Source organism: Thalassotalea agariperforans, assembly GCF_053470345.1.
Window position 1 is genome coordinate 246,124 of sequence record NZ_JBQMWH010000005.1, and the last position, 19,312, is coordinate 265,435.

Annotated in this window: 24 protein-coding genes; 8 read left to right on the forward strand and 16 right to left on the reverse strand. The window is 36.8% G+C overall.

Annotated elements, in window-relative coordinates; all coding sequences use genetic code 11:
- Window positions 1–163: 163 nt before the first annotated feature.
- Complete coding sequence (locus ACSLUO_RS09755) at window positions 164–475, forward strand: DUF6559 family protein (RefSeq protein WP_448248335.1); 312 nt, start codon at window positions 164–166, stop codon at window positions 473–475.
- A 71-nt stretch (window positions 476–546) separates the two neighbouring features.
- Entirely contained in the window at window positions 547–1,008 is a 462-nt protein-coding gene (locus ACSLUO_RS09760; protein WP_448248336.1) for a GNAT family N-acetyltransferase, read from the forward strand.
- Between the two features lie 23 nt (window positions 1,009–1,031).
- Here ACSLUO_RS09760 and ACSLUO_RS09765 read toward each other — a convergent pair whose 3' ends face one another.
- The 3 genes from ACSLUO_RS09765 to ACSLUO_RS09775 form a co-directional block, all read right to left on the reverse strand.
- Window positions 1,032–1,433 (reverse strand): MAPEG family protein, encoded by a 402-nt coding sequence (locus tag ACSLUO_RS09765; RefSeq protein WP_448248337.1) that lies wholly within the window; start codon window positions 1,431–1,433, stop codon window positions 1,032–1,034.
- A gap of 76 nt (window positions 1,434–1,509) precedes the next feature.
- Window positions 1,510–2,154, reverse strand: coding sequence for an adenylate kinase (adk, locus tag ACSLUO_RS09770; protein WP_448248338.1), 645 nt, complete (start codon window positions 2,152–2,154; stop codon window positions 1,510–1,512).
- A 266-nt stretch (window positions 2,155–2,420) separates the two neighbouring features.
- On the reverse strand, window positions 2,421–3,263 hold the full coding sequence (locus tag ACSLUO_RS09775; protein ID WP_448248339.1) for an HDOD domain-containing protein: 843 nt from the start codon (window positions 3,261–3,263) through the stop codon (window positions 2,421–2,423).
- Between the two features lie 239 nt (window positions 3,264–3,502).
- On the opposite strand from ACSLUO_RS09775, the gene ACSLUO_RS09780 reads away from it, so the two are divergent.
- On the forward strand, window positions 3,503–4,240 hold the full coding sequence (locus ACSLUO_RS09780; protein ID WP_448248340.1) for a substrate-binding periplasmic protein: 738 nt from the start codon (window positions 3,503–3,505) through the stop codon (window positions 4,238–4,240).
- 49 nt (window positions 4,241–4,289) lie between these two features.
- Here the strand turns inward: ACSLUO_RS09780 and ACSLUO_RS09785 are convergent, their stop codons facing one another.
- From ACSLUO_RS09785 to rppH, 5 genes are all read right to left on the reverse strand, one after another.
- Entirely contained in the window at window positions 4,290–5,141 is an 852-nt protein-coding gene (locus ACSLUO_RS09785) for a thymidylate synthase (protein ID WP_448248341.1), read from the reverse strand.
- A gap of 2 nt (window positions 5,142–5,143) precedes the next feature.
- Window positions 5,144–5,965, reverse strand: a complete 822-nt coding sequence (lgt, locus tag ACSLUO_RS09790) for a prolipoprotein diacylglyceryl transferase (protein ID WP_448248342.1) — start codon at window positions 5,963–5,965, stop codon at window positions 5,144–5,146.
- 101 nt (window positions 5,966–6,066) lie between these two features.
- Window positions 6,067–6,861: a sulfite exporter TauE/SafE family protein gene (locus ACSLUO_RS09795; protein ID WP_448248343.1), complete on the reverse strand. Its 795-nt coding sequence runs from the start codon at window positions 6,859–6,861 to the stop codon at window positions 6,067–6,069.
- 21 nt (window positions 6,862–6,882) lie between these two features.
- Complete coding sequence (gene ptsP / locus ACSLUO_RS09800) at window positions 6,883–9,144, reverse strand: phosphoenolpyruvate--protein phosphotransferase (RefSeq protein ID WP_448248344.1); 2,262 nt, start codon at window positions 9,142–9,144, stop codon at window positions 6,883–6,885.
- A gap of 134 nt (window positions 9,145–9,278) precedes the next feature.
- A complete protein-coding gene (gene rppH / locus ACSLUO_RS09805) occupies window positions 9,279–9,785 on the reverse strand; it encodes an RNA pyrophosphohydrolase (RefSeq protein WP_448248363.1) in 507 nt (168 codons plus the stop codon).
- Between the two features lie 133 nt (window positions 9,786–9,918).
- Here rppH and mutH point away from each other — a divergent pair, with 133 nt between their 5' ends.
- Complete coding sequence (gene mutH, locus ACSLUO_RS09810; protein ID WP_448248345.1) at window positions 9,919–10,599, forward strand: DNA mismatch repair endonuclease MutH; 681 nt, start codon at window positions 9,919–9,921, stop codon at window positions 10,597–10,599.
- 14 nt (window positions 10,600–10,613) lie between these two features.
- On the opposite strand, the gene ACSLUO_RS09815 is transcribed toward mutH, so the two are convergent.
- The 5 genes from ACSLUO_RS09815 to ACSLUO_RS09835 all read right to left on the reverse strand — a co-directional run bounded on the left by ACSLUO_RS09815 (window position 10,614) and on the right by ACSLUO_RS09835 (window position 14,317).
- Window positions 10,614–11,483: a D-hexose-6-phosphate mutarotase gene (locus ACSLUO_RS09815; RefSeq protein ID WP_448248346.1), complete on the reverse strand. Its 870-nt coding sequence runs from the start codon at window positions 11,481–11,483 to the stop codon at window positions 10,614–10,616.
- Window positions 11,484–11,606: 123 nt separating this feature from the next.
- Window positions 11,607–12,200, reverse strand: coding sequence for a protein-methionine-sulfoxide reductase heme-binding subunit MsrQ (msrQ, locus tag ACSLUO_RS09820; protein WP_448248347.1), 594 nt, complete (start codon window positions 12,198–12,200; stop codon window positions 11,607–11,609).
- Window positions 12,201–12,222: 22 nt separating this feature from the next.
- On the reverse strand, window positions 12,223–13,227 hold the full coding sequence (gene msrP, locus ACSLUO_RS09825; RefSeq protein WP_448248348.1) for a protein-methionine-sulfoxide reductase catalytic subunit MsrP: 1,005 nt from the start codon (window positions 13,225–13,227) through the stop codon (window positions 12,223–12,225).
- A 105-nt stretch (window positions 13,228–13,332) separates the two neighbouring features.
- Complete coding sequence (locus tag ACSLUO_RS09830; RefSeq protein WP_448248349.1) at window positions 13,333–13,689, reverse strand: glutaredoxin family protein; 357 nt, start codon at window positions 13,687–13,689, stop codon at window positions 13,333–13,335.
- A 76-nt stretch (window positions 13,690–13,765) separates the two neighbouring features.
- Entirely contained in the window at window positions 13,766–14,317 is a 552-nt protein-coding gene (locus ACSLUO_RS09835; protein ID WP_448248350.1) for a DUF2058 domain-containing protein, read from the reverse strand.
- A gap of 233 nt (window positions 14,318–14,550) precedes the next feature.
- Between ACSLUO_RS09835 and ACSLUO_RS09840 the strand changes: the two genes are divergently transcribed.
- Window positions 14,551–14,796 (forward strand): DUF2164 domain-containing protein, encoded by a 246-nt coding sequence (locus tag ACSLUO_RS09840; RefSeq protein WP_448248351.1) that lies wholly within the window; start codon window positions 14,551–14,553, stop codon window positions 14,794–14,796.
- Window positions 14,797–14,818: 22 nt separating this feature from the next.
- Here ACSLUO_RS09840 and ACSLUO_RS09845 read toward each other — a convergent pair whose 3' ends face one another.
- Window positions 14,819–15,439 (reverse strand): nucleotidyltransferase family protein, encoded by a 621-nt coding sequence (locus tag ACSLUO_RS09845; RefSeq protein ID WP_448248352.1) that lies wholly within the window; start codon window positions 15,437–15,439, stop codon window positions 14,819–14,821.
- A gap of 601 nt (window positions 15,440–16,040) precedes the next feature.
- Here ACSLUO_RS09845 and pheA point away from each other — a divergent pair.
- On the forward strand, window positions 16,041–17,225 hold the full coding sequence (pheA, locus tag ACSLUO_RS09850; protein WP_448248353.1) for a prephenate dehydratase: 1,185 nt from the start codon (window positions 16,041–16,043) through the stop codon (window positions 17,223–17,225).
- A gap of 83 nt (window positions 17,226–17,308) precedes the next feature.
- On the opposite strand, the gene ACSLUO_RS09855 is transcribed toward pheA, so the two are convergent.
- Window positions 17,309–18,229, reverse strand: a complete 921-nt coding sequence (locus ACSLUO_RS09855; RefSeq protein ID WP_448248354.1) for a mechanosensitive ion channel family protein — start codon at window positions 18,227–18,229, stop codon at window positions 17,309–17,311.
- Window positions 18,230–18,361: 132 nt separating this feature from the next.
- Window positions 18,362–18,496 (reverse strand): hypothetical protein, encoded by a 135-nt coding sequence (locus ACSLUO_RS09860; protein ID WP_448248355.1) that lies wholly within the window; start codon window positions 18,494–18,496, stop codon window positions 18,362–18,364.
- Between the two features lie 98 nt (window positions 18,497–18,594).
- Here ACSLUO_RS09860 and ACSLUO_RS09865 point away from each other — a divergent pair, with 98 nt between their 5' ends.
- Window positions 18,595–18,735 (forward strand): hypothetical protein, encoded by a 141-nt coding sequence (locus ACSLUO_RS09865; protein WP_448248356.1) that lies wholly within the window; start codon window positions 18,595–18,597, stop codon window positions 18,733–18,735.
- 472 nt (window positions 18,736–19,207) lie between these two features.
- On the forward strand, window positions 19,208–19,312 hold a 105-nt coding region (locus tag ACSLUO_RS09870; protein WP_448248364.1), incomplete at its 3' end, for a thiamine pyrophosphate-binding protein.

Below are 19,312 nucleotides of genomic sequence, written 5' to 3' on the forward strand. Positions count from 1 at the left end.
ATAAAAGATATTCAATTTTAAAAACAGTCACTTAATAAAACTTAACTGTTTTCCTCATGATTACCCATTGTAAAAACTAATCAGAAGCCTATAATCATCCAACTTAGAGTAATAACTCTTTTGTTTCTTTTTTCACCATTAAACAACTGCTAAGGAAAAGCTTGTGTTTACAACTTGGTCATTGAAAAAGTACTTCAATAAATTATTACCACGCTTGGAAAAACGCTACGGTAAACAAGCTAACTATTCGGCCAGTCAAGTCCGAGCTACCATATATCAATGCGACTTTAATCCAAAGCACCTTGTGTTAGGTTATGTTTTAGCGTTAAACGAACAAGATCTCACTAAGGTGATTGCTAACGAATTTCCTGATCTATGTTTAGCGGATTACAAAAAACATATCAAAACTTTGTTAACTACCCATCAAGATCTTAAGCCAAGCCAACCTATGTTCGCTCGTTTTTTAGCTGAATAATAGATAATTACTTTACCAAGTCGATATTTCGTGCTGCAATTAACGTTGTTGTTTTTTTCGGTACAAAATTTATGGCAATTCAATGGCAAATAAAAACATTTAATTCGTTAACAACAAACGAGTTATACGACATTTTGAAACTTCGAATTGACGTTTTTGTGGTTGAGCAAAGCTGTTATTATGCTGATTTAGACAACTTTGATAAACATCCTAAAACCCTACATTTATTTTGCTATCAAGCAGGCCATATTTCCGCTTATTTAAGAATATTACCGCCACAAACCAGTTACCGTGAATATGCCAGTATTGGCCGTGTTGTGGTTGCTCAGCAAGCCAGAGGAGAAGGATTAGCACATCAAATGCTAGAATATGCCTTAGCACTTTGTGAAGTTCACCATGAAGAAGTAGACATTAAAATTTCAGCTCAGGAACATTTAACCAAGTTTTATCAACAACATGGCTTCGAACGTGTAACAGATGTTTATCTTGAAGATAATATTCCACATGTAGGTATGCTTAATAAAGTCAGTTAAATCGGTTATCTACTTGTTTAAACCTAGAAAAAATTAATGATATTGATCACTGCCAGCATAACTAGAGCAATAAATGCTGTCAGCATACCAATTTGACGATATAAGGTTACGCCAATACTTTTACTGATACCAATTGCATGTAGAACCCGCCCTAAAGCAAGTGCAATACCACAACCATGTAAAAGAGTACTATCACCACCGTTTAATTCATATATTGCCATCAATACCAAAATAAACGGAATATATTCGGCAAAGTTACCATGTATCCGAATAGCTTTTGCTAACGGCCTTTGTTCACCATCGCCAATACCAACTTTAAATTTATAGCGATTTATCATCACATTAATAGCCATTAACATATAAATTAAAGCGAGTACTCCGGCATATAATCCCGTAATACGGAATGGTATTATTTCCACTGTCATAACACTTCCTTTTTTTAGACGAAAAAAAACCAGTTGAAGGCAACTGGTTTGATCATAATTCAATAGTACCCAGAAATCAGCTAAGTTTTTCAGCTAATAATGCACTTACTTTTTCTACCGCATCAGTACCATCAAGGGTTAAATATTGGCAATTTCCTTGCTCAGCTTCACCTTGATAATAAGCAACTAATGGCTTAGTTTGATCGTGATAAATACCTAAACGCTTACGTACGGTAGCTTCTTCATCATCAGGACGAATTGCTAAGTCTTCACCGGTAACGTCATCCTTTCCTTCAACTTTTGGAGGATTATAAACTAAGTGATAAACACGACCAGAGCCTGAATGAACACGGCGACCCGCCATACGTTCTACAATCACTTCATCAGGTACGTCAAATTCAATAACATAATCAACATCGATACCATTTTCTTTCATGGCATCGGCTTGTGGAATAGTACGAGGAAAACCATCAAGTAAAAAACCTTTTGCACAGTCTTCTTCTGCTACGCGTTCTTTTACTAAACCAATGATTAATTCATCAGAGACTAGTTGGCCAGCATCCATAACAGCTTTCGCTTTTTTACCTAGCTCAGTGCCAGCTTTAATTGCAGCACGTAACATATCACCGGTAGAAATTTGCGGAATGCCATATTTGGCCATTAAAAATTGTGCTTGTGTACCTTTACCAGCTCCAGGAGCACCTAACAAAATAATGCGCATATAGTTGTAACCCTATAGTTTTACGACGTTTAAATATCAAATTAGATAATTAACTATTGAATTATAAGTCCTTTATTAATGTCATATCGTCAATAAAGCAATTACTAATTAATTATATAAATTTGCTATGTTTTAAAAAGATGACACTATACAAGCTCGCCTTGCTGCAAACAAGTATGAAATAAAAACAGAGCGTAAAAAAGGAGCAGTCAAGCCCCTTTTTACTCTATTAGTTAACTAGATAAACTAAGTTTGTAAAACAACTATTAACTAAACAGCGCTTTTACATTATTAAACAATTCAATAAATTCATCGTTATCTAAATAATCACCATCAGGTAAAATACCTTTATTGACATAACTTTTTAATAAAACCGCTTGGGTAGATTCGCTTTTAAACACGCCATGATAAATAGCGCCAATACGAATAAAATCAACATAATTTACTTCCGTTGGTAACTTAGACAAGTCACTCCAACTTTCAACAATATAAGTAAACTCATCTGAAAAGCCCCAAGCTTTAATTACGGCAGCACCAATAGGGCTCGCTAGTTTAGCAATGGCCTGTTGTAAAAAAACCGGATTAGCAAATACTTCAGGATGATTTTCAGCTTCTGTTAATATTGGTAAAACACCAATGTTATGAACCAATGCCGCTAAGGTTAATGTATCTAAGGCTAATGGTGAATGTTTGTTTTCTTTTAAGTATAAAGTCATTAAAGCAATTGCAACAGAAGATACTTCAACGGTTTTTTGCCAAGATTTTTTCATATACATAGAAACCGTGTCGTTTTCAGAAACAAAAACTTGTTCAAGTGCCATTGCCGTAGCAATACTTTTAATTTGTCGTAAGCCAATGCGAGTTACCGCTTGATTAACAGTTTCAACTTTAACAGAGCGGCCCATTATCGCATTATTGGCAACCTTTAACATACCAACAGACAAAGCTGGATCGTGAGAGATAATATCACTCATTTTGTGTAAATTAATTTCTGGATCATCTGCGGCATCTCGTACTTTTAATGCTATTTCTGGCAAGGTAGGAAGGATTAACGCATCTTGTTTAATTTTTTCAATTAGAATGGTGTACAACGCATTTTCAGTAGCCATATAAATCCCTTAACAAATATTTACCTTAAAAATAGCACATATTTTAGAATAATCATGTGCTTGCAAAAATTATTTTATTTTAAATTGAAAAATACCTCCTGATATTTTTACGTATTGATCTAAATCAAACTTCTTAGCGAAAAAGTCAATTAATTGCTGTATCTGACAATTACTACCATACTCTAGTTATAGCAAAATATATTTCTTCCACACAACTTATATTAACCGAGTATGTTGTTATGTATCTCTCATTAGGTTGTAAAATATCATTATTGATTAGCTTAATATTATTAACACCAAGTTTAGCTTATGCCACAAAACTTCAAGTTGTAACCGAAAGTTGGCCGCCCTTTAATTATCTCGATCAAAACAAAGAGGTAGTTGGCTCGGTCACCACCAATATTAAACAAATCCTTGAGCACGCTCAGTTAACCTATTCAATCAACTTATATCCTTGGGCAAGGAGCTATAAATTGGCTGAAAGTAAAAAAAATCATTTAATTTATGCTCTTTATAAGACTCCAGAAAGAGCAGAACATTTTCATTGGTTTTGCCCAATAACCAAACCAATTATCCTTTATTTTATGAAAATAAAGGATTCAGCTCCGCATATTGAAAACATCGAGCAAGCTAAACACTATAAAATAGGAGTTGTCAGGCAAGATGCGCCCAATATTTATTTGTCTCGTTATGGTTTTATTAAAGGGAAAAACTTATATGAAGCAACAAATGAAATTAACAATATGCAAAAGTTACTTAATAGTGATGTCGATTTTATTGTGCAATCAAAGCAATCTCTCGCCTACCGCTTAGCTGCTTTAAAGTTACCACTTGATAGTATAGAAGCAACCATAGCCTTACCTAAGGATAATAATGATATTTGCATGGCATTAAATATTAACAGCGATAAAGAAGTGGTTGAGCGGTTAACTAAGGGGTTTTTAATCTATCAACAGGAAAATAGTAGTTCCCATTAAAACCCGTGGTTAATATATTAACCACGGGTTTTAATGAGAACTAGTCAGTTTAAACCGAAAATGGATATTTTATAGCATCATGGTGTTGATAACCTTCGACAGAAAAATCATCCATGGTGACCCAAGTTTCTAAATCTTCTAATGATTTAATATCTGGGTTGATAATTAATTTCGGTGCAGGAAAAGGCTCCCTTTTAAGCTGAACATTTTTCATTAAGTCTAACTGATCTTCATAAATATGAGCATTAACAATTTTATGATAAGCCATACCCGCTTTGTGGCCAGTAATTTGTGCAACTAAGGCAAGTAATACATACACTTGAATTTGATTGAAATTTAAGCCTAATGGAACGTCACACGAACGCTGATAACTGGTTAAATACAAGGTATCACCCAATAGAGAAAAATTGTGGGTATGCATACATGGTCGCAAACACCCCATGTGGAATTCACCAGGGTTATAAAAAGATAATATTTCGCCGCGATCATCAATACCGTTTTTTAGGTCATCAACCAATTTTTTAAATTGATCAACATGGCCACCATCAGGCTTAGCCCAACGACGACCTTGCACGCCATAAACGCGCCCCATATCATCTTCACCTTTACGATATGGGTTATTTAGCCAGTCTTGATTTTCATTAGCATTAGCGTCCCAGGTTTTAGTCCCTAAAGCACGAAAGTCTGCAGCATTATCATAACCACGAAGGTAAGCAATAATTTCAGCAATAGCTGATTTATAAAAGCTTTTACGCGTGGTAATAAGAGGAAATTGATTATTACCAACATCGTAATTCAACTCAGCATTAATGACGGTTAAGCAACGTTTGCCAGTACGCTTGTTTTCAACCCAAACACCTTCATCAACAATTCGCTGACATAAATCTAAATATTGTTTCATGCTTACGCCCCTTTCTTTTTATTCACTTGTTTGGCTTGAATTTTAGCGCCTAAAATAATTAAACCAATACCGGCAATGACCATAGGTAAACTTAAAATTTGTCCCATTGAAATATACGAGAAAATAAAGCCTAAATGCGCATCTGGCTCTCGGAACATTTCAACAATCATTCTAAAAACACCATAACCAATTAAAAAAGTACCTGAGGCTAAGCCTAACATTCGTGGTTTACGAGTCATAAAGTATAAAATGACAAACAACACTAAACCTTCTAGAAAAAATTCATATAACTGTGAAGGGTGACGAGGTAATTGTTGAGGGTCGGTTGGAAAAACAAACGCCCAAGGAACATCCGTTTGACGTCCCCACAATTCGGCATTAATAAAGTTACCGATACGTCCCATACCTAAGCCAATTGGCACTAGTGGAGCAACAAAATCCCCTACCGCTAAATAATGTTTTTTGGTTTTATGCGCAAAAATAAAAATAGCCACAATTACCCCTAACAAACCACCATGGAAAGACATACCACCTTCCCATATTTTAAATAAATAAAGTGGTTCAGCTAAAAATAATTGGAATTGATAAAAGAAGACATAACCAAAACGTCCACCTACAACAACCCCTAAAAAGGCAAAAAACAATAAGTCACTCACCTGCTCGCGTGTCCATGCGCCTTTGCTGTTATCAGCAGCACGATTCGCTAAAAATAAAGCCGCAATAAAGCCAATTAAATACATCAAGCCGTACCATCTAAGTGCAATTGGCCCGATACTAAAAATAATTGGATCGATTTGTGGAAAGCTTAAAAATTGTTCTGTCATTGATGATCCCAAGCGCGTTTGGTTATTTTATTATTAAGTGTTTAATTATGGTTCATTCACGTAGCTATACGATGCCACGAAATTATGCCGCCAAATGATACCTAACTAACTAGCATCTTGATAGCAACAATCAGGAGAAAAAGTGCAAATATTCGTTTCAATGTTGCTACCGGTAATTGACTCGCCATTTTCACCCCGAACTTAGCAAAGCATGAGGAGGCAATGACAATCGCGAATAACGCCGGTAAATAAATATATCCTAAGCTATATGGCGGTAAAGCGCTCTGCTGCCAACCTGTATAAATAAAACTCGCCGAACCAAATACTGCAACCGCAACACCACAAACTGTAGCAAGTCCAATAGCTTGGCGTAACGCCATACCTAAATAACTTAATACAGGTACTAAAATAGCTCCGCCAGCAATCCCCATTAAACTAGCAACAATGCCCGTTATTAAAGCAATAATATTTAATACAAGTTTACTGGGCAACGAACCTGTTCGGCTAAACTTAATGGATAACAACATATAACTTGCCAAAACAATCACAGCGCCAGCAAAAAAATTCGTCAAGGCTTTACTGGTTAATTGCTCAGCAATAAAAGCACCTGATATCGCACCAACCCCAATCACTAATGCCATAGATTTGGCAAGCGGCCACGGAATATTGTTATTTTTATGATGAGCCAATGCCGCTGAGCTTGAGGTAATAATAATAGTCGCTAGCGAAGTGGCTAAGGCCATAGGCATGGCTAATTCAGTACTGATATCTAATAAAGGGAATAAATAAAGCAATACCGGGACAATAATTAAACCACCGCCGATACCTAATAAGCCAGCCAAGAAACCGGCAATGGAGCCTAAAACAAGGCACGCAATAACAACAGTGGTAAACATAAGGGTTTCTTATAAAAAAGATCACATACCAGCGCGCACAAAACCGCCTAAACCAAATAGTTCCAGCTGCTCATTTAAGTAACTTTTAACTTCTTTTGGTGAACAAAGCGTTAATGTATGCGCTAAAACTTTTTGTGCTTTGGCGTAATCAACATGGCGGATAACCCATTTTACCCGTGCTAAGTTATGCGGGTTCATACTGAGTTTATCGTAGCCCATCGCCAACAATAATAAAGCGCCGGCTGGCTCACTGGCTAACTCACCACATAAACTTAGTGGTACCTTGTAAGTTTGAGCTTCGTGGGCAATATACTGTAACGCACGAAGCACTGCTGGATGATAAACATCAAATAAACTGGCAACACGGGCGTTATTTCGATCAACCGCTAATAAATATTGAGTTAAATCGTTACTACCAACAGAAAAGAAATCAACACGTTCAGCCAGCTCTTTGATCAAGAAAATAGCACTTGGTACTTCGATCATAATACCAATTTTAGGTTTTACTAAATCTTCGCTCAGCTCTGATTTTAGCTCATAATAAGCTTGATTAATTAACCTAAGGGCTTCTTCTACTTCGCCAATACTAGCGATCATTGGCAACATGATCTCAATATTTTTGGTCGCTTGGTTAGCACGGATCATCGCCCGTACTTGTAATAAAAATATTTCGGGGTGATCAAGGGTAATACGAATACCCCGCCAACCTAAAAAGGGGTTTTCTTCAACAATGGGAAAATACGGTAACGATTTATCACCACCAACATCCAATGTCCGCATAGTAACCGGTTGATGAGGAAAGGCTGTTAATACATCTTGATACCAAACGGTTTGCTCTTGTTCTGACGGAAAACAGCTACGGTTCATAAACGGAATTTCAGTTCGATACAAACCAATACCCGCCGCACCAGAATGTACAGCATGTTCAAAACCTGAAGTTAAACCAGCATTTAGTAATAATTCAATCGACTTACCGTCTAAGGTAACCGAAGGTAAATCGGCTACCTTACTTACTTTGGCACTTAACGCTTTTTCTTCATCAATTAAATGTAAATATTCACGCGTTAGGTTCTCATTTGGCTCAATAAATATTTCACCGCTATAACCGTCAACAATCGCATTTTTTTGATCAAAAACGTCAAGCGCAGCGGTTTCAATCCCCATCACAGCGGGTAAACCTAACGCTCTAGCTAAAATAGCCGCATGAGAGTTATTTGAGCCAGATATAGAAACAACAGCAATTAAACCTTGATGTTGATATTCCGCCAACATAGTGGCGGTAACATCTTCCGCCAACAAGACAAATTCTGAGGGTAACTTTTCGTATTTTGTCGCATCACTTTGTAAGTGTTGTAAAACACGATTACCTAAATCGCGAATATCCGTCGCCCGCTCACGAAGATAAGGATCTTCAATTGCTTCAAACTGAATAACATAGTTATCAATAACTAATTTTAAAGCACTTTCCGCATTCCAACCGGCCTGAATTTTTTCTTCAATTTCTTCAGTTAGTTGAGGGCTTTCGAGCATTTGTTTATACATTTCAAAAATGTCTAAACTGCTATCAGAAATTAACTTTCCTAATTGTAGCCCCATACGTTCAAAATCAACTTGGGTAGTTTTAATCGCTTTTAATAAACGTTTAGTTTGGCTTTTAGTTGAATAAACTTTTTTCAGGGAAATTTTACGTAGGTCAACACTTGGTTGTTTAACAATAATTTGACCAATTGCCACACCTGATGAGCCAGGTACCCCAATTATGGGCTTTGACCATTGTGTACCAGAAGAGTGCCTTAAGCCACTACGAGCTTCAACATTCGAAAATGACGTTGCTAATTGAGCGGATAAAGTCACCAAAAAGGCTTCTTCATTTTCAGTGAAGCTACGAGATTCACGTTGCTGAATACTGATAATGCCAATCACTTTACGTTGATGGATAATTGGCGTACCTAAAAAGGCTTTTAGATCATCTTCTTCAACTTCAGGGCTATATTTAAAATGAGGATGTTGATGTGCATCGGCAATATTTAGTGGTTCTTCACGTTGGCCAACTAAACCAACTAAACCTTCAGAAAAGCCAATAGCGGTTGTGCCTAAAGATTTTTCGGCTAAACCATCAGAAGCTACTAATAAAAAGTGTTCTTTGTCATAGTCCGCTAAATAGACAGAGCAACAATCTGTTTGCATAGCCGCTTTAACCTGAGTAACCATGCGCGATAAGGCATTTTCTAACTCAGGTTCTTGGCTAAACTCTAAAACAATTCTACGTAGCGTTGTTAGCATAAATCCCCTATTACTTTGACAACTTTATCCTGCTTATCAATTATAAACAAAGGTCAACAGACCCTAATATACATCACATCCATATAAATAAAAAAAGCTTACGATAGGTAAGCTCATTTTGAACATAGTAACAATCAATTTCTTCGTTTACGTTTATCATGACGATAAAAGGGTAATGCTGATTGAGCAAACTCTTTCATCACCCGACGATAAACATCACGTTTAAAAGACACCACCTGACGAACAGGGTACCAATAGCTAACCCATCGCCAATCATCAAATTCTGGCTGCTTTGAATGCAATAAATTTAATGCTGACTCTTGTCCGGTAAGTTTTAACAAAAACCACTTTTGTTTTTGTCCTATACAAACCGGCGCGCTATCGTGCCTGATTAATCGTTTTGGTAATTTGTATCTTAGCCAATGACGGGTTTGTGCAACAATTTTTACATGCTCAGGTTTTAACCCAACTTCTTCGTATAATTCACGATACATGGTTTGTTCAGCACTTTCACCCTCGTCAACTCCCCCTTGTGGAAATTGCCAAGAATGTTGACCGTAACGTTTTGCCCAAAATACTTGTCCCCTGTCATTGATTATTACTATGCCGACATTGGCTCGGTAGCCATCGGCGTCTATCACAGGAACTCCAACAAGTTTTAATTTATAACCTGATTCTTCCATAATCTTAACTTTCGAGCAAATGAATACTGACATTTTTTCACTACACATGTAAAAATAGCGGCTAGATATTGCATAAATTAACTTACTCAGCATGAATTTAACGGTTTCTATTCCACAATCCATTGATGAACTTATTGAACGTAGCCAAGCCATTGCCGGCTTAACACTCGGTGAAATTGCAATTGAAGCGGGCATTCAAATCCCCAAAAACTTAAAAAAAGAAAAAGGCTGGGCCGGTTTATTATTAGAACAAGTGCTAGGAGCAAGTGCGGGTTCAAAACCAGAGCCTGATTTCCCCCATCTTGGTGTTGAATTAAAATCACTACCCATTGACCGTTATGGCAAGCCCTTAGAAACTACCTTTGTTTGTGTCGCACCTTTAACGGGCTTAGTAGGCGCTACGTGGCAAACCAGTCACATTCGTAATAAATTAGCTAATGTTTTGTGGGTTCCTGTTATTGCCGAGCGCGAAATTCCGATTGCTGAACGCATTGTTGGTACACCATTTTTATGGCAGCCTAGCCCTGAGCAAGAACAATTATTAGCACAAGACTGGCAAGAGTTAACCGATATGATTGTGTTAGGTAATGTTGAGAACATTGCGGGGAAACATGGGCAAGTTTTACAACTTAGACCCAAAGCAGCAAATAGTCAGGCCAAAACGAAAGCTTTTGATAAACATGGCAGGCCGTTTATGACCTTGCCACGCGGTTTTTATTTAAAAACTCAGTTTACTCAAATGCTACTTAACCAATATTTGCGCATCGGTTAAAGGCTCTCTAAAGGTTAAAGCCCTTTGATAACAATTTTTTGGCTTATGGTTTTCGAAGAATTAGCCGCAACAGTTTGCCATTGCGTATTGGCAGCCTCTAAACACACATATTCTTGTTCACCATGTTCATGAACATCAGCCATTTGTTGCGCTGTTTCAACCCCAGGATTCCACAATACCCATTGCTGCGTGTTCTGATTAGTAATTTCAATAATGCGCTGCCAACCGCTATCAATTAGCTGTTGAGGTTTATCACAATCATAAACCGTATCAATTGGCCCGACACAGTTTTCACGCGAAAATGGTGCAACACGTTGATCGGTTAATTTATCGTAAAAAGCCGCGTCATCTAAGGTCGGCACGGTAACATTTTCAGGAGAGCTTACTTTAAAGTAACTATGTAAAGCGCCAGTGTAATCAAAGTTGTTTGCTGAACGATTGATAATAGTTAAACTCTGCTCAAAATTGACACCAAAAAATAACCTTTGTTCAAGCTTCACTGAATGTGGCCAGAGCTTATCCATGTTTTCGCCCTGCCATGACAATAATAGCGTTACACCTTGTTCGCTAACTTTTACCTCATCACATTGCCAAAAAACTTGTCTGGCAAAACCGTGCTGATTACTCCCCTCTAACGGGCCAAACCATGGCCAACATAATGGAATGCCACCACGAATAGCTGAACCTTCTTGGTAAGCTGTCGTATTACTTAACCAAAAAACTTCTTGCTGATCTTTCGGTTGCCAAGATAAAACATGACCACCATACAAACTCACCCGAGCTTGGCAGTTAGGGTGATTAATAACAATTGCAGGAAAGCCGTCAACTATGTTTGATTGATTAACATGACCGAATGTGGGATGTGAAGATAAAACCTTGCTCATAGTAGACCTTAATAAAATTTTTGCGTTATTTTACGCCTTATTTCATTTGTCTGTAACAATAAAAGTTTTCATAACCAGCAACATTATCTAACCACAATTATTACATCAAGCGAACATTACATATTAGAACCAACGACGAAACTTTTTCTGACGTAAATAAAGTAACAATAACGTGATAGCAATATAAATACTCGGCTCAATAATCTCTGACTTTACCGACCAATAAAAATGAATTGCGACTAAACAAACGGCAAGATAAACCAAGTTATGTAGGGTTTGCCATCGTTTACCCAGATACCGTTGTATTTTTGAATATGAGGTAACCGCCAGCGCACATAGAATTAAAAAAGCCACTAAGCCAAAGGTTATATAAGGTCGCTTAAATAGCTCTTCCACAAATAACCCCAGTTGAAACTGAATTTCAAATGCCCAAAAACTCAAAACATGAAAAAAAGCATAAGTGAAACAATACAATCCTAATAAGCGACGCGATTTCATTAACCAAGCTTGCTTAAAATATTTAGCTGATGGCGACACCATTAAAGTTAATACCAATAAATTAAAGGCGCCAATACCGGTGAAATGGATGATCGCCTCAACGGGATCACCGCCAAGTTGATCGGTGATCGCCAAATAATATTGAAACACCAATAACGATAACGCTATTAAATGAATGCCACTTTTTAAGACAATATTTTTTACCGCTTGATTATTCATTTTGCCTATCGCTTTATATGTATTAATAATTTTTTCTTAAATTCATACCTTGGTATAAAGCCGCAACTTCCTCACCATAACCATTAAACATTTGCGTTGGAATGCGATTACGGGCTAACAAGCCACCGGTTGTAATTCTACGTTCACTTGCTTGGCTCCACCTTGGGTGATCAACCTCTGGGTTCACATTAGAATAAAAGCCATATTCTTTAGGGGCTAATAAATTCCAGGTGGTAGGTGGCATTTTTTCAACTAATTCAATACCAACAATCGACTTAATACTTTTAAAACCGTATTTCCAAGGCACCACTAAACGAATAGGCGCACCGTTTTGTGGTGGTAAAGTTTTACCATATAAGCCAACCGACATCAGTGTTAACGGATGCATTGCTTCATCTAACCGTAAACCTTCAACATACGGATAAGAAATTCCACCTCCTAAACGCCGATCCGCTTGCCCTGGCATTTGTTTGGGATCATGTAAGGTTTTAAAGGCAACATATTTAGCTTTTGAAGTGGGTTTTGCTAATTTAAGTAAGCTCGCTAATTCAAACCCGATCCAAGGAATAACCATTGACCAAGCTTCAACACAACGCAAACGATAAATACGTTCTTCAAGTGGGAATTTTTTATATAAGTCGTCGTAATCAAGCGTGATGTTTTTTTCTACCGCACCACTAATCGTTAACTGCCAAGGATTCACCTTAAATGCTTGTGAAAGCTCAGCAGGTTGATGTTTTTGTGAGCCAAATTCATAAAAATTGTTATGGCTGATCACTTTATCTTCAGGAGTTAATATTTGGCTTGATGGTGCTTGTGCTTGATAGTTTAACGCTGTGGTGGAAAATTTTGGCGTATCATCACCACCAAAAAAGTCAAAGCCACGGGCATTAGCCGTATTCGCTAATAAAGCACCTGCTCCTAAAAAGCCCATTTTTTTAATTAGCTGACGACGCTGTAGATAAACTTGCTCGTCGGTAACATGGTGATCTTTTAAGGTATTGTGATTAGATAGTTTAATTAACATAAAAAAAGCTTATTATCGGGCGTTACTTTAGTAGACCCAATAATAAGCTTTTTCTTTCAGAGTTTCTCGTGCTCTTTCTCAATATTTTATTTTAATTGTAGCCTCTTAAAGCTTATCTAAATAAGCAATAATCTCATTAGACTCATACAACCATTGCACAGGTTGATCAGCTTTTGCAATTTTTAAACAAGGAACCGTGCGCTTACCACCTTCTTTAATTAACTCTGCTTTTAATTCTGGTTGCTGATTAATGTTTTTTAACGCTAAGGTAATGCCTTTTCTTTTCATAGCACGGCGAACTTTGACACAAAATGGACAAGCAGGTAGCTGATACAAACTTAAATGCGCAGTTTTTTCAGCAAGTACACGTTTTTCCTCTGCAGATAACTTAGGGGAGCGCGGAGAAAAAATAAAATTAAATAATAAAATCAATCGACCCAGTAACCAGCGAATAATCGCCATAATCTTTTACCTCTTTTTACAACTATATATACCTAAAGGTATACAACAACTTATGAGTTCAGCTAATGGCCTAATTTTACCACATTAAATCATCTGGAATTTGGAATTCCGCATACGGATCATCTTCCGCGACAGTATCATCTTCAATTTTGTCGTTTTTCAATAAAATCACACTTTCATCAATGGTAGCTATTTTAGCTGCCGTTTCACTGGTAACAATAAAGGTTGCTTCATTTAAACCACATAATGCTAAGCGACCATTAATTAACGCTTTTTGTGTTTTTTCATTAACAAATAATTTTTTAACTTTATTGGCGAAGGTGTAATTATAAGCTAACTCACCATCAGTGCCTTTAATTACATGGTGTTGTAAAATTTGCTGAATACGATTCACTTTCTCTTTTTCAAGCAATGCCTGTTTTTTCAAGGCATTCAGCTCAGCATCTTTCGCTGCTTTTTCAGCTTTCGCTTTAACTAAATCTTGCTGTACTTTTTCTTGTAAACTGGCTTCGAGTTTTACACCGCTATTTTTTTGTTTTTTCGCTTTGCGTTTTTCAGTATTTGCTTGTTTTGCTTTTTGCTTGGTTGTTAAACCCGCTTTTAATAATTGATCTTGTAGCGACGCCATGATTGCCTACTAAACTAAGTAAAAATAAATTGGCGCTATTTTAGCAGTTGTGCCGCATTTGAAAAGCGACTTCTTTAAAGTTACTGCCGAGCCTATTAATTTTGTGAGATTACTTGGTAAGATAAGGCGCTCAGCTCAAGTTAAACTGCTTTCATTGATAAACTTTTCATATGATTGAGCTTTTAACGCATTAATTAAGACATTAAATAAAAGTATTAACTTAAGGTATTACTATGGCAAACATCGAATTTTCGCCCGAACAAAAACTTAACCTAACCCAAAAATTACAAAATTATTTTGAAAATGAGCTGCATGTTGAACTAGAGCAATTTGATGCTGAATTTTTATTAGACTTTATTGCGAATGAGATGGGCGCACAATTTTATAATCAAGGTTTATATGATGCTCAAGCCATTTTAGCCAGCAAATTAGACGACCTAAACGATGCTATTTTTGAAATTGAAAAGCCTACCAGCTAATTTACAGTCATATATAACTAAATTAACGCTTATTTAATTCAGCTAACTGCTCTGGCGTATCAAGATCAAAAAACACATGACGAATGTTAACATCAACAACATTTTCGCTATTGTTCACCAATACAGGTTTAGCGCCCTGCTCACCTGTTAAATCGGTTAACTGTGAAAAATAAGCTTGAGGAAAAATAATCGGCGGGCTCAGTAATTTCTTATCATTATCCGCCTCAGTCATGACACCAGAGCAAGCAATAATTTTATTCGGTTGTGCATGCCACTGTTTAACTAGTTCATTAAGATCCGCTGTTGTTAACGCCCATTGATCAACTAAGACAATCATGACAGCTTGGTAAGTCTTTGGTAACTGAGTGATCGCGCTGGCAATTGAGTTACCTAAGCCACTTTGCCAGTCATGATTTATCAAGATGTTAACGTCTACCCCTGCCAACTCAGTGGCAAAGGTATCCGCTTCAAAACCCAAAACACAATAAACATTTGTTGATAACTGTTGGCAAAGCTTGATTTGCCTAACTAATAACGACTCTCCTTGATAACGCACTGACTGCTTAGGCTGACCTAGTCGTTTCGATTGCCCAGCCGCCATTACCACAAAGGCTATTGATGAGGACGCTAAAGTTATTGTCATAGGGTTACCAAGTAAACACAAGAGAAATAGAAACAATAAACAACGCTAACAAGCCGACTTAAATTACACAAGTTTTTTAGCCAAAAGGCTTACATTCACTTAGTTTGTTAACACCTAGGGTCTGTTTATCTTTGTTTAATAATTCAGCTGAGAGATAAAATCGTTTTAATCAAGGCTGAAATTATGTCGTTTAGTCATCTAAACCAATAATTTTTAACGAAGAGTAAAGCGATTTTAGCCTCAGCCCTCAGTGCATAGTGCATAGTGCAATGGCTATTTTCTGCGCTAGCTGCATTAGAATTTCACTCATTTGGAATTCACGCATTTGGAATAAGCAAACAACCTTCATTCTGCTTTGCTATCACTTAAAATAGCCTATTGCTGAAAATATAAACAAAGATCAACAGACCCTAGCTATTGCATAAAACCCCGTTGCAGGCTACAGTATGCGCATGAAAATATAGCTCAACTTCATCGATAGATTATCACCTAAACTTTTAAGCTAAAAAGTATCTAAACAAGATAGCCTAGCTGATAATAGTCGATGTAAAACCTCCCGGTCGGAGGTTTTTTTTTGCCGATAAAGATTAAGGACACCGTAGTGAGTGACTCGTTAGATTTAAATGAAATTCGTAAAAGCATTACAGCACTAGATCAAGAATTATTAGCGCTTTTTGCCAAACGCCGCGCGTTAACTTTAAGTGTAGCCAAAAGTAAGGCACACCAAGTACGTCCGGTCCGTGATCAACAACGAGAGCAAGAATTATTAGTGCGTTTGATCAAACAAGGTAAAGAATTAGGTCTTGATGCCCATTATGTCACCAGTATTTTTCAAACCATTATTGAAGATTCGGTGTTAAATCAACAAGCTTATTTACAACAATTAACTAACCCTGAAATTCAGTCACCTTCAATTAGCGTGGCTTTTTTAGGTGATAAAGGTTCTTACAGTTATTTAGCGAGCCATCGTTATTTTGCTCGTCGTGCTGAACATTTAATTGAATCAGGTTGTTCAAACTTTGCCGACATTATGAATTTAGCTGAATCTGGTCATGTTGATTATGGTGTATTACCTATTGAAAACACCAGCTCAGGCAGTATCAACCAAGTTTATGATTTATTACAGCACACTAATTTATCCATTGTAGGTGAGATCACTCAACCTATCGAACATTGTTTATTAGCAGCAGTAAATACTGAATTAAGCCAAATAAAAACCATTTATGCCCATGGCCAACCATTTGCACAATGCAGTAACTTTTTAGACAAACAAACCGATATTCGCATTGAGTATTGTGACAGCACCGCTGATGCTATGGCACAAGTGTATGAATTACAAGACCCAACTGTTGCAGTGATTGGTAGTGAAGAAGGTGGGCAATTATATCAATTACATGCCTTACAAAAATCAATTGCTAATCAGGAAGAAAACCACAGCCGTTTTATCATTGTTGCCAGAAAACCAGTGAATGTCGCTGAACAAATTCCAGCAAAAACCACTTTGATTTTAGCAACCGGCCAAAAACCAGGCGCGTTAGTTGAATGTTTATTAGTACTGAAAAATAAAGGTATTAATATGTGTAAATTAGAATCACGCCCTATTCAAGGCCGCCCTTGGGAAGAAATGTTTTACATTGACCTAGAAGCGAATTTAAAAAGTATCACTATGCAAGAAGCGTTAACTGAACTCACTGAGTTAACAAACTTCATTAAAGTATTAGGTTGTTACCCGATTGAGCACATTAGCCCAACCACAGTACCTAGTAGTGCTTTTGAAGCCGAGTAAATAAAGCTTGTAATAGCTATTAATCTTAAAAAGCGGCTTAGTAATAATAAGCCGCTTTTTTCTTTTATTAACCTATCAGCTTATTAACTTTGAACTGAAGAATTGGGCTGAATAAGATGAACATCGCGTTGTGGGAATGGAATAGTTATATTCGCTTCTTCTAATGCTAAATAAATCGCTTTATAGGTTTTATATTTAGCATCAAACATGCTGGTTGTTGGAGTCCATAAACGAATTTCAATATTAATTGCGCTATCAGCAAATTCACCGATACCAATTTGTGGTGGTCGCGACTCCCCTACCACATCTAAATCAATAATCACTTTTTCTAATAGGTCAACAACATCAAGTGGATTGTGTTTATAAGAAATACCAACCGATAACTCTAATAATGAGTCACCACGAGAGTTTTTAAGGACTTCGCCAACAATATGTTTGTTAGGTATGGTAATTTCGACATTATCTTCATCATGAATAATGGTATAAGCCAGTAAAACCTCTTTAACAATGCCTGTCACACCTTGCACTGTGATGGTGTCACCCACCACAAAAGGACGGATAATAATAATATTAAAACCGGCCGCATAATTTGATAACAAACCTTGTAATGCTAAACCAGCACCTAAAGATATAGCACCAATTGCAGCAATAAATGGCGTGACACTGATCCCCAACTTACTTAAAGCGACCACAGTGATCATCACCACAATCAGCATTTTACTGGTATTCGCTAAAAAGCGGCTTAAGGTAACATCGAGCTTGTGGCGTTCACAAAGCTTTAACACTGCTTTCGCAATTTTCCCAGCTAACATGTAGCCAAGAATGAAAATGATAAAAGCGCCGACTAACTGAAAACTATAATTAGAGAAAAAATCAATAATCAAATCATAAAAACGACTTACTTGGTCAATCTCATTTTTTAATAAATTGGCGGGATCTAATTTTGAAGTGACCGGCTCTGACTCTGTACTCTCAGCAATGTAACTCATAACGTTATACAACATATTTCATCCTTATTATTTTCAGCACTAACAGTATAATTCAGCTTAAATCGGATGGGAAATATACTTGTTATTGTATTTCAGATAGAAAAAAACCCCGCCTAAGCGAGGTTTACGGGGTAAATTACCACCAAATTAATTCGATTGTTCCACCATCACATCCATGTTTTCTGCTACCGAGGAATTACTCAATAAAGCAGATACTGCTAAAACGACTACAGCAAAAATTACTTTGGTTAATTTAAAGCCCCTTGATGATGAACGATTCATAACCTAGGCCTTCATAAATTAAACATTTTACAACTAGGGTCTGCTTATCTTTGTTTATATTTTCAGCAATAGGCTATTTTAAGTGATAGCAAAGCAGAATGAAGGTTGTTTGCTTATTCCAAATGCGTGAATTCCAAATCAGTGAAATTCTAATGCAGCTAGCGCACAAAATAGCCATTGCCCTGTGGGCTGAGGCTAAAATCGCTTTACTCGGCGTTAAAAATTATTGGTTTAGATGACTAAACGACATAATTTCAGCCTTGATTAAAGCGATTTTATCTCTCATCTGAATTATTAAACAAAGATAAACAGACCCTAAATTTTTTTTCATTAAAAAAATACCTATCACTGAGATATCTCTTTAACGTAAAAAACTAATGTAAACCTTTAAAATAAGTTTTTCAATAACTTAATATTAAAAATAACAGAAAAAAACACCAAACGAATTAAGAGAAAATTACCCGCATATTAAATTCGATATTAAGTTCAAAATTATCTAGTTATTATTGGAATAAATAACACTTGATGTTAGCGCTAACAGAATGGATAATAAAGTCAATTTTCATAAAAACTACGTTGCAGAACGTAAATAATGCTGAAATTTCAGCTCGTAGCTAAGAAAAATAACGAATAATATTTGCAGTTTACCCTCACTCTGAGCGAGAATACTGCGCAATTCTAAAGATTAATCAAGACAATTCAGGAGAAGTTATGGCGTCACGTCAAGATCGCGCTAACGCAATTCGTGCTTTAAGCATGGATGCAGTGCAAAAAGCTAAATCAGGTCACCCGGGTGCCCCTATGGGCATGGCAGAA

Coding starts and splice junctions, on each gene's coding strand:
- ACSLUO_RS09760 (WP_448248336.1), top strand. CDS start 547: ATGGCAATTCAATGGCAAATAAAAACATTTAATTCGTTAACAACAAAC.
- ACSLUO_RS09765 (WP_448248337.1), bottom strand. CDS start 1,433: ATGACAGTGGAAATAATACCATTCCGTATTACGGGATTATATGCCGGA.
- adk (WP_448248338.1), bottom strand. CDS start 2,154: ATGCGCATTATTTTGTTAGGTGCTCCTGGAGCTGGTAAAGGTACACAA.
- ACSLUO_RS09775 (WP_448248339.1), bottom strand. CDS start 3,263: ATGGCTACTGAAAATGCGTTGTACACCATTCTAATTGAAAAAATTAAA.
- ACSLUO_RS09780 (WP_448248340.1), top strand. CDS start 3,503: ATGTATCTCTCATTAGGTTGTAAAATATCATTATTGATTAGCTTAATA.
- ACSLUO_RS09785 (WP_448248341.1), bottom strand. CDS start 5,141: ATGAAACAATATTTAGATTTATGTCAGCGAATTGTTGATGAAGGTGTT.
- lgt (WP_448248342.1), bottom strand. CDS start 5,965: ATGACAGAACAATTTTTAAGCTTTCCACAAATCGATCCAATTATTTTT.
- ACSLUO_RS09795 (WP_448248343.1), bottom strand. CDS start 6,861: ATGTTTACCACTGTTGTTATTGCGTGCCTTGTTTTAGGCTCCATTGCC.
- ptsP (WP_448248344.1), bottom strand. CDS start 9,144: ATGCTAACAACGCTACGTAGAATTGTTTTAGAGTTTAGCCAAGAACCT.
- mutH (WP_448248345.1), top strand. CDS start 9,919: ATGAATTTAACGGTTTCTATTCCACAATCCATTGATGAACTTATTGAA.
- ACSLUO_RS09815 (WP_448248346.1), bottom strand. CDS start 11,483: ATGAGCAAGGTTTTATCTTCACATCCCACATTCGGTCATGTTAATCAA.
- msrQ (WP_448248347.1), bottom strand. CDS start 12,200: ATGAATAATCAAGCGGTAAAAAATATTGTCTTAAAAAGTGGCATTCAT.
- msrP (WP_448248348.1), bottom strand. CDS start 13,227: ATGTTAATTAAACTATCTAATCACAATACCTTAAAAGATCACCATGTT.
- ACSLUO_RS09830 (WP_448248349.1), bottom strand. CDS start 13,689: ATGGCGATTATTCGCTGGTTACTGGGTCGATTGATTTTATTATTTAAT.
- ACSLUO_RS09835 (WP_448248350.1), bottom strand. CDS start 14,317: ATGGCGTCGCTACAAGATCAATTATTAAAAGCGGGTTTAACAACCAAG.
- ACSLUO_RS09840 (WP_448248351.1), top strand. CDS start 14,551: ATGGCAAACATCGAATTTTCGCCCGAACAAAAACTTAACCTAACCCAA.
- ACSLUO_RS09845 (WP_448248352.1), bottom strand. CDS start 15,439: ATGACAATAACTTTAGCGTCCTCATCAATAGCCTTTGTGGTAATGGCG.
- ACSLUO_RS09855 (WP_448248354.1), bottom strand. CDS start 18,229: ATGTTGTATAACGTTATGAGTTACATTGCTGAGAGTACAGAGTCAGAG.
- ACSLUO_RS09860 (WP_448248355.1), bottom strand. CDS start 18,496: ATGAATCGTTCATCATCAAGGGGCTTTAAATTAACCAAAGTAATTTTT.
- ACSLUO_RS09865 (WP_448248356.1), top strand. CDS start 18,595: ATGAAGGTTGTTTGCTTATTCCAAATGCGTGAATTCCAAATCAGTGAA.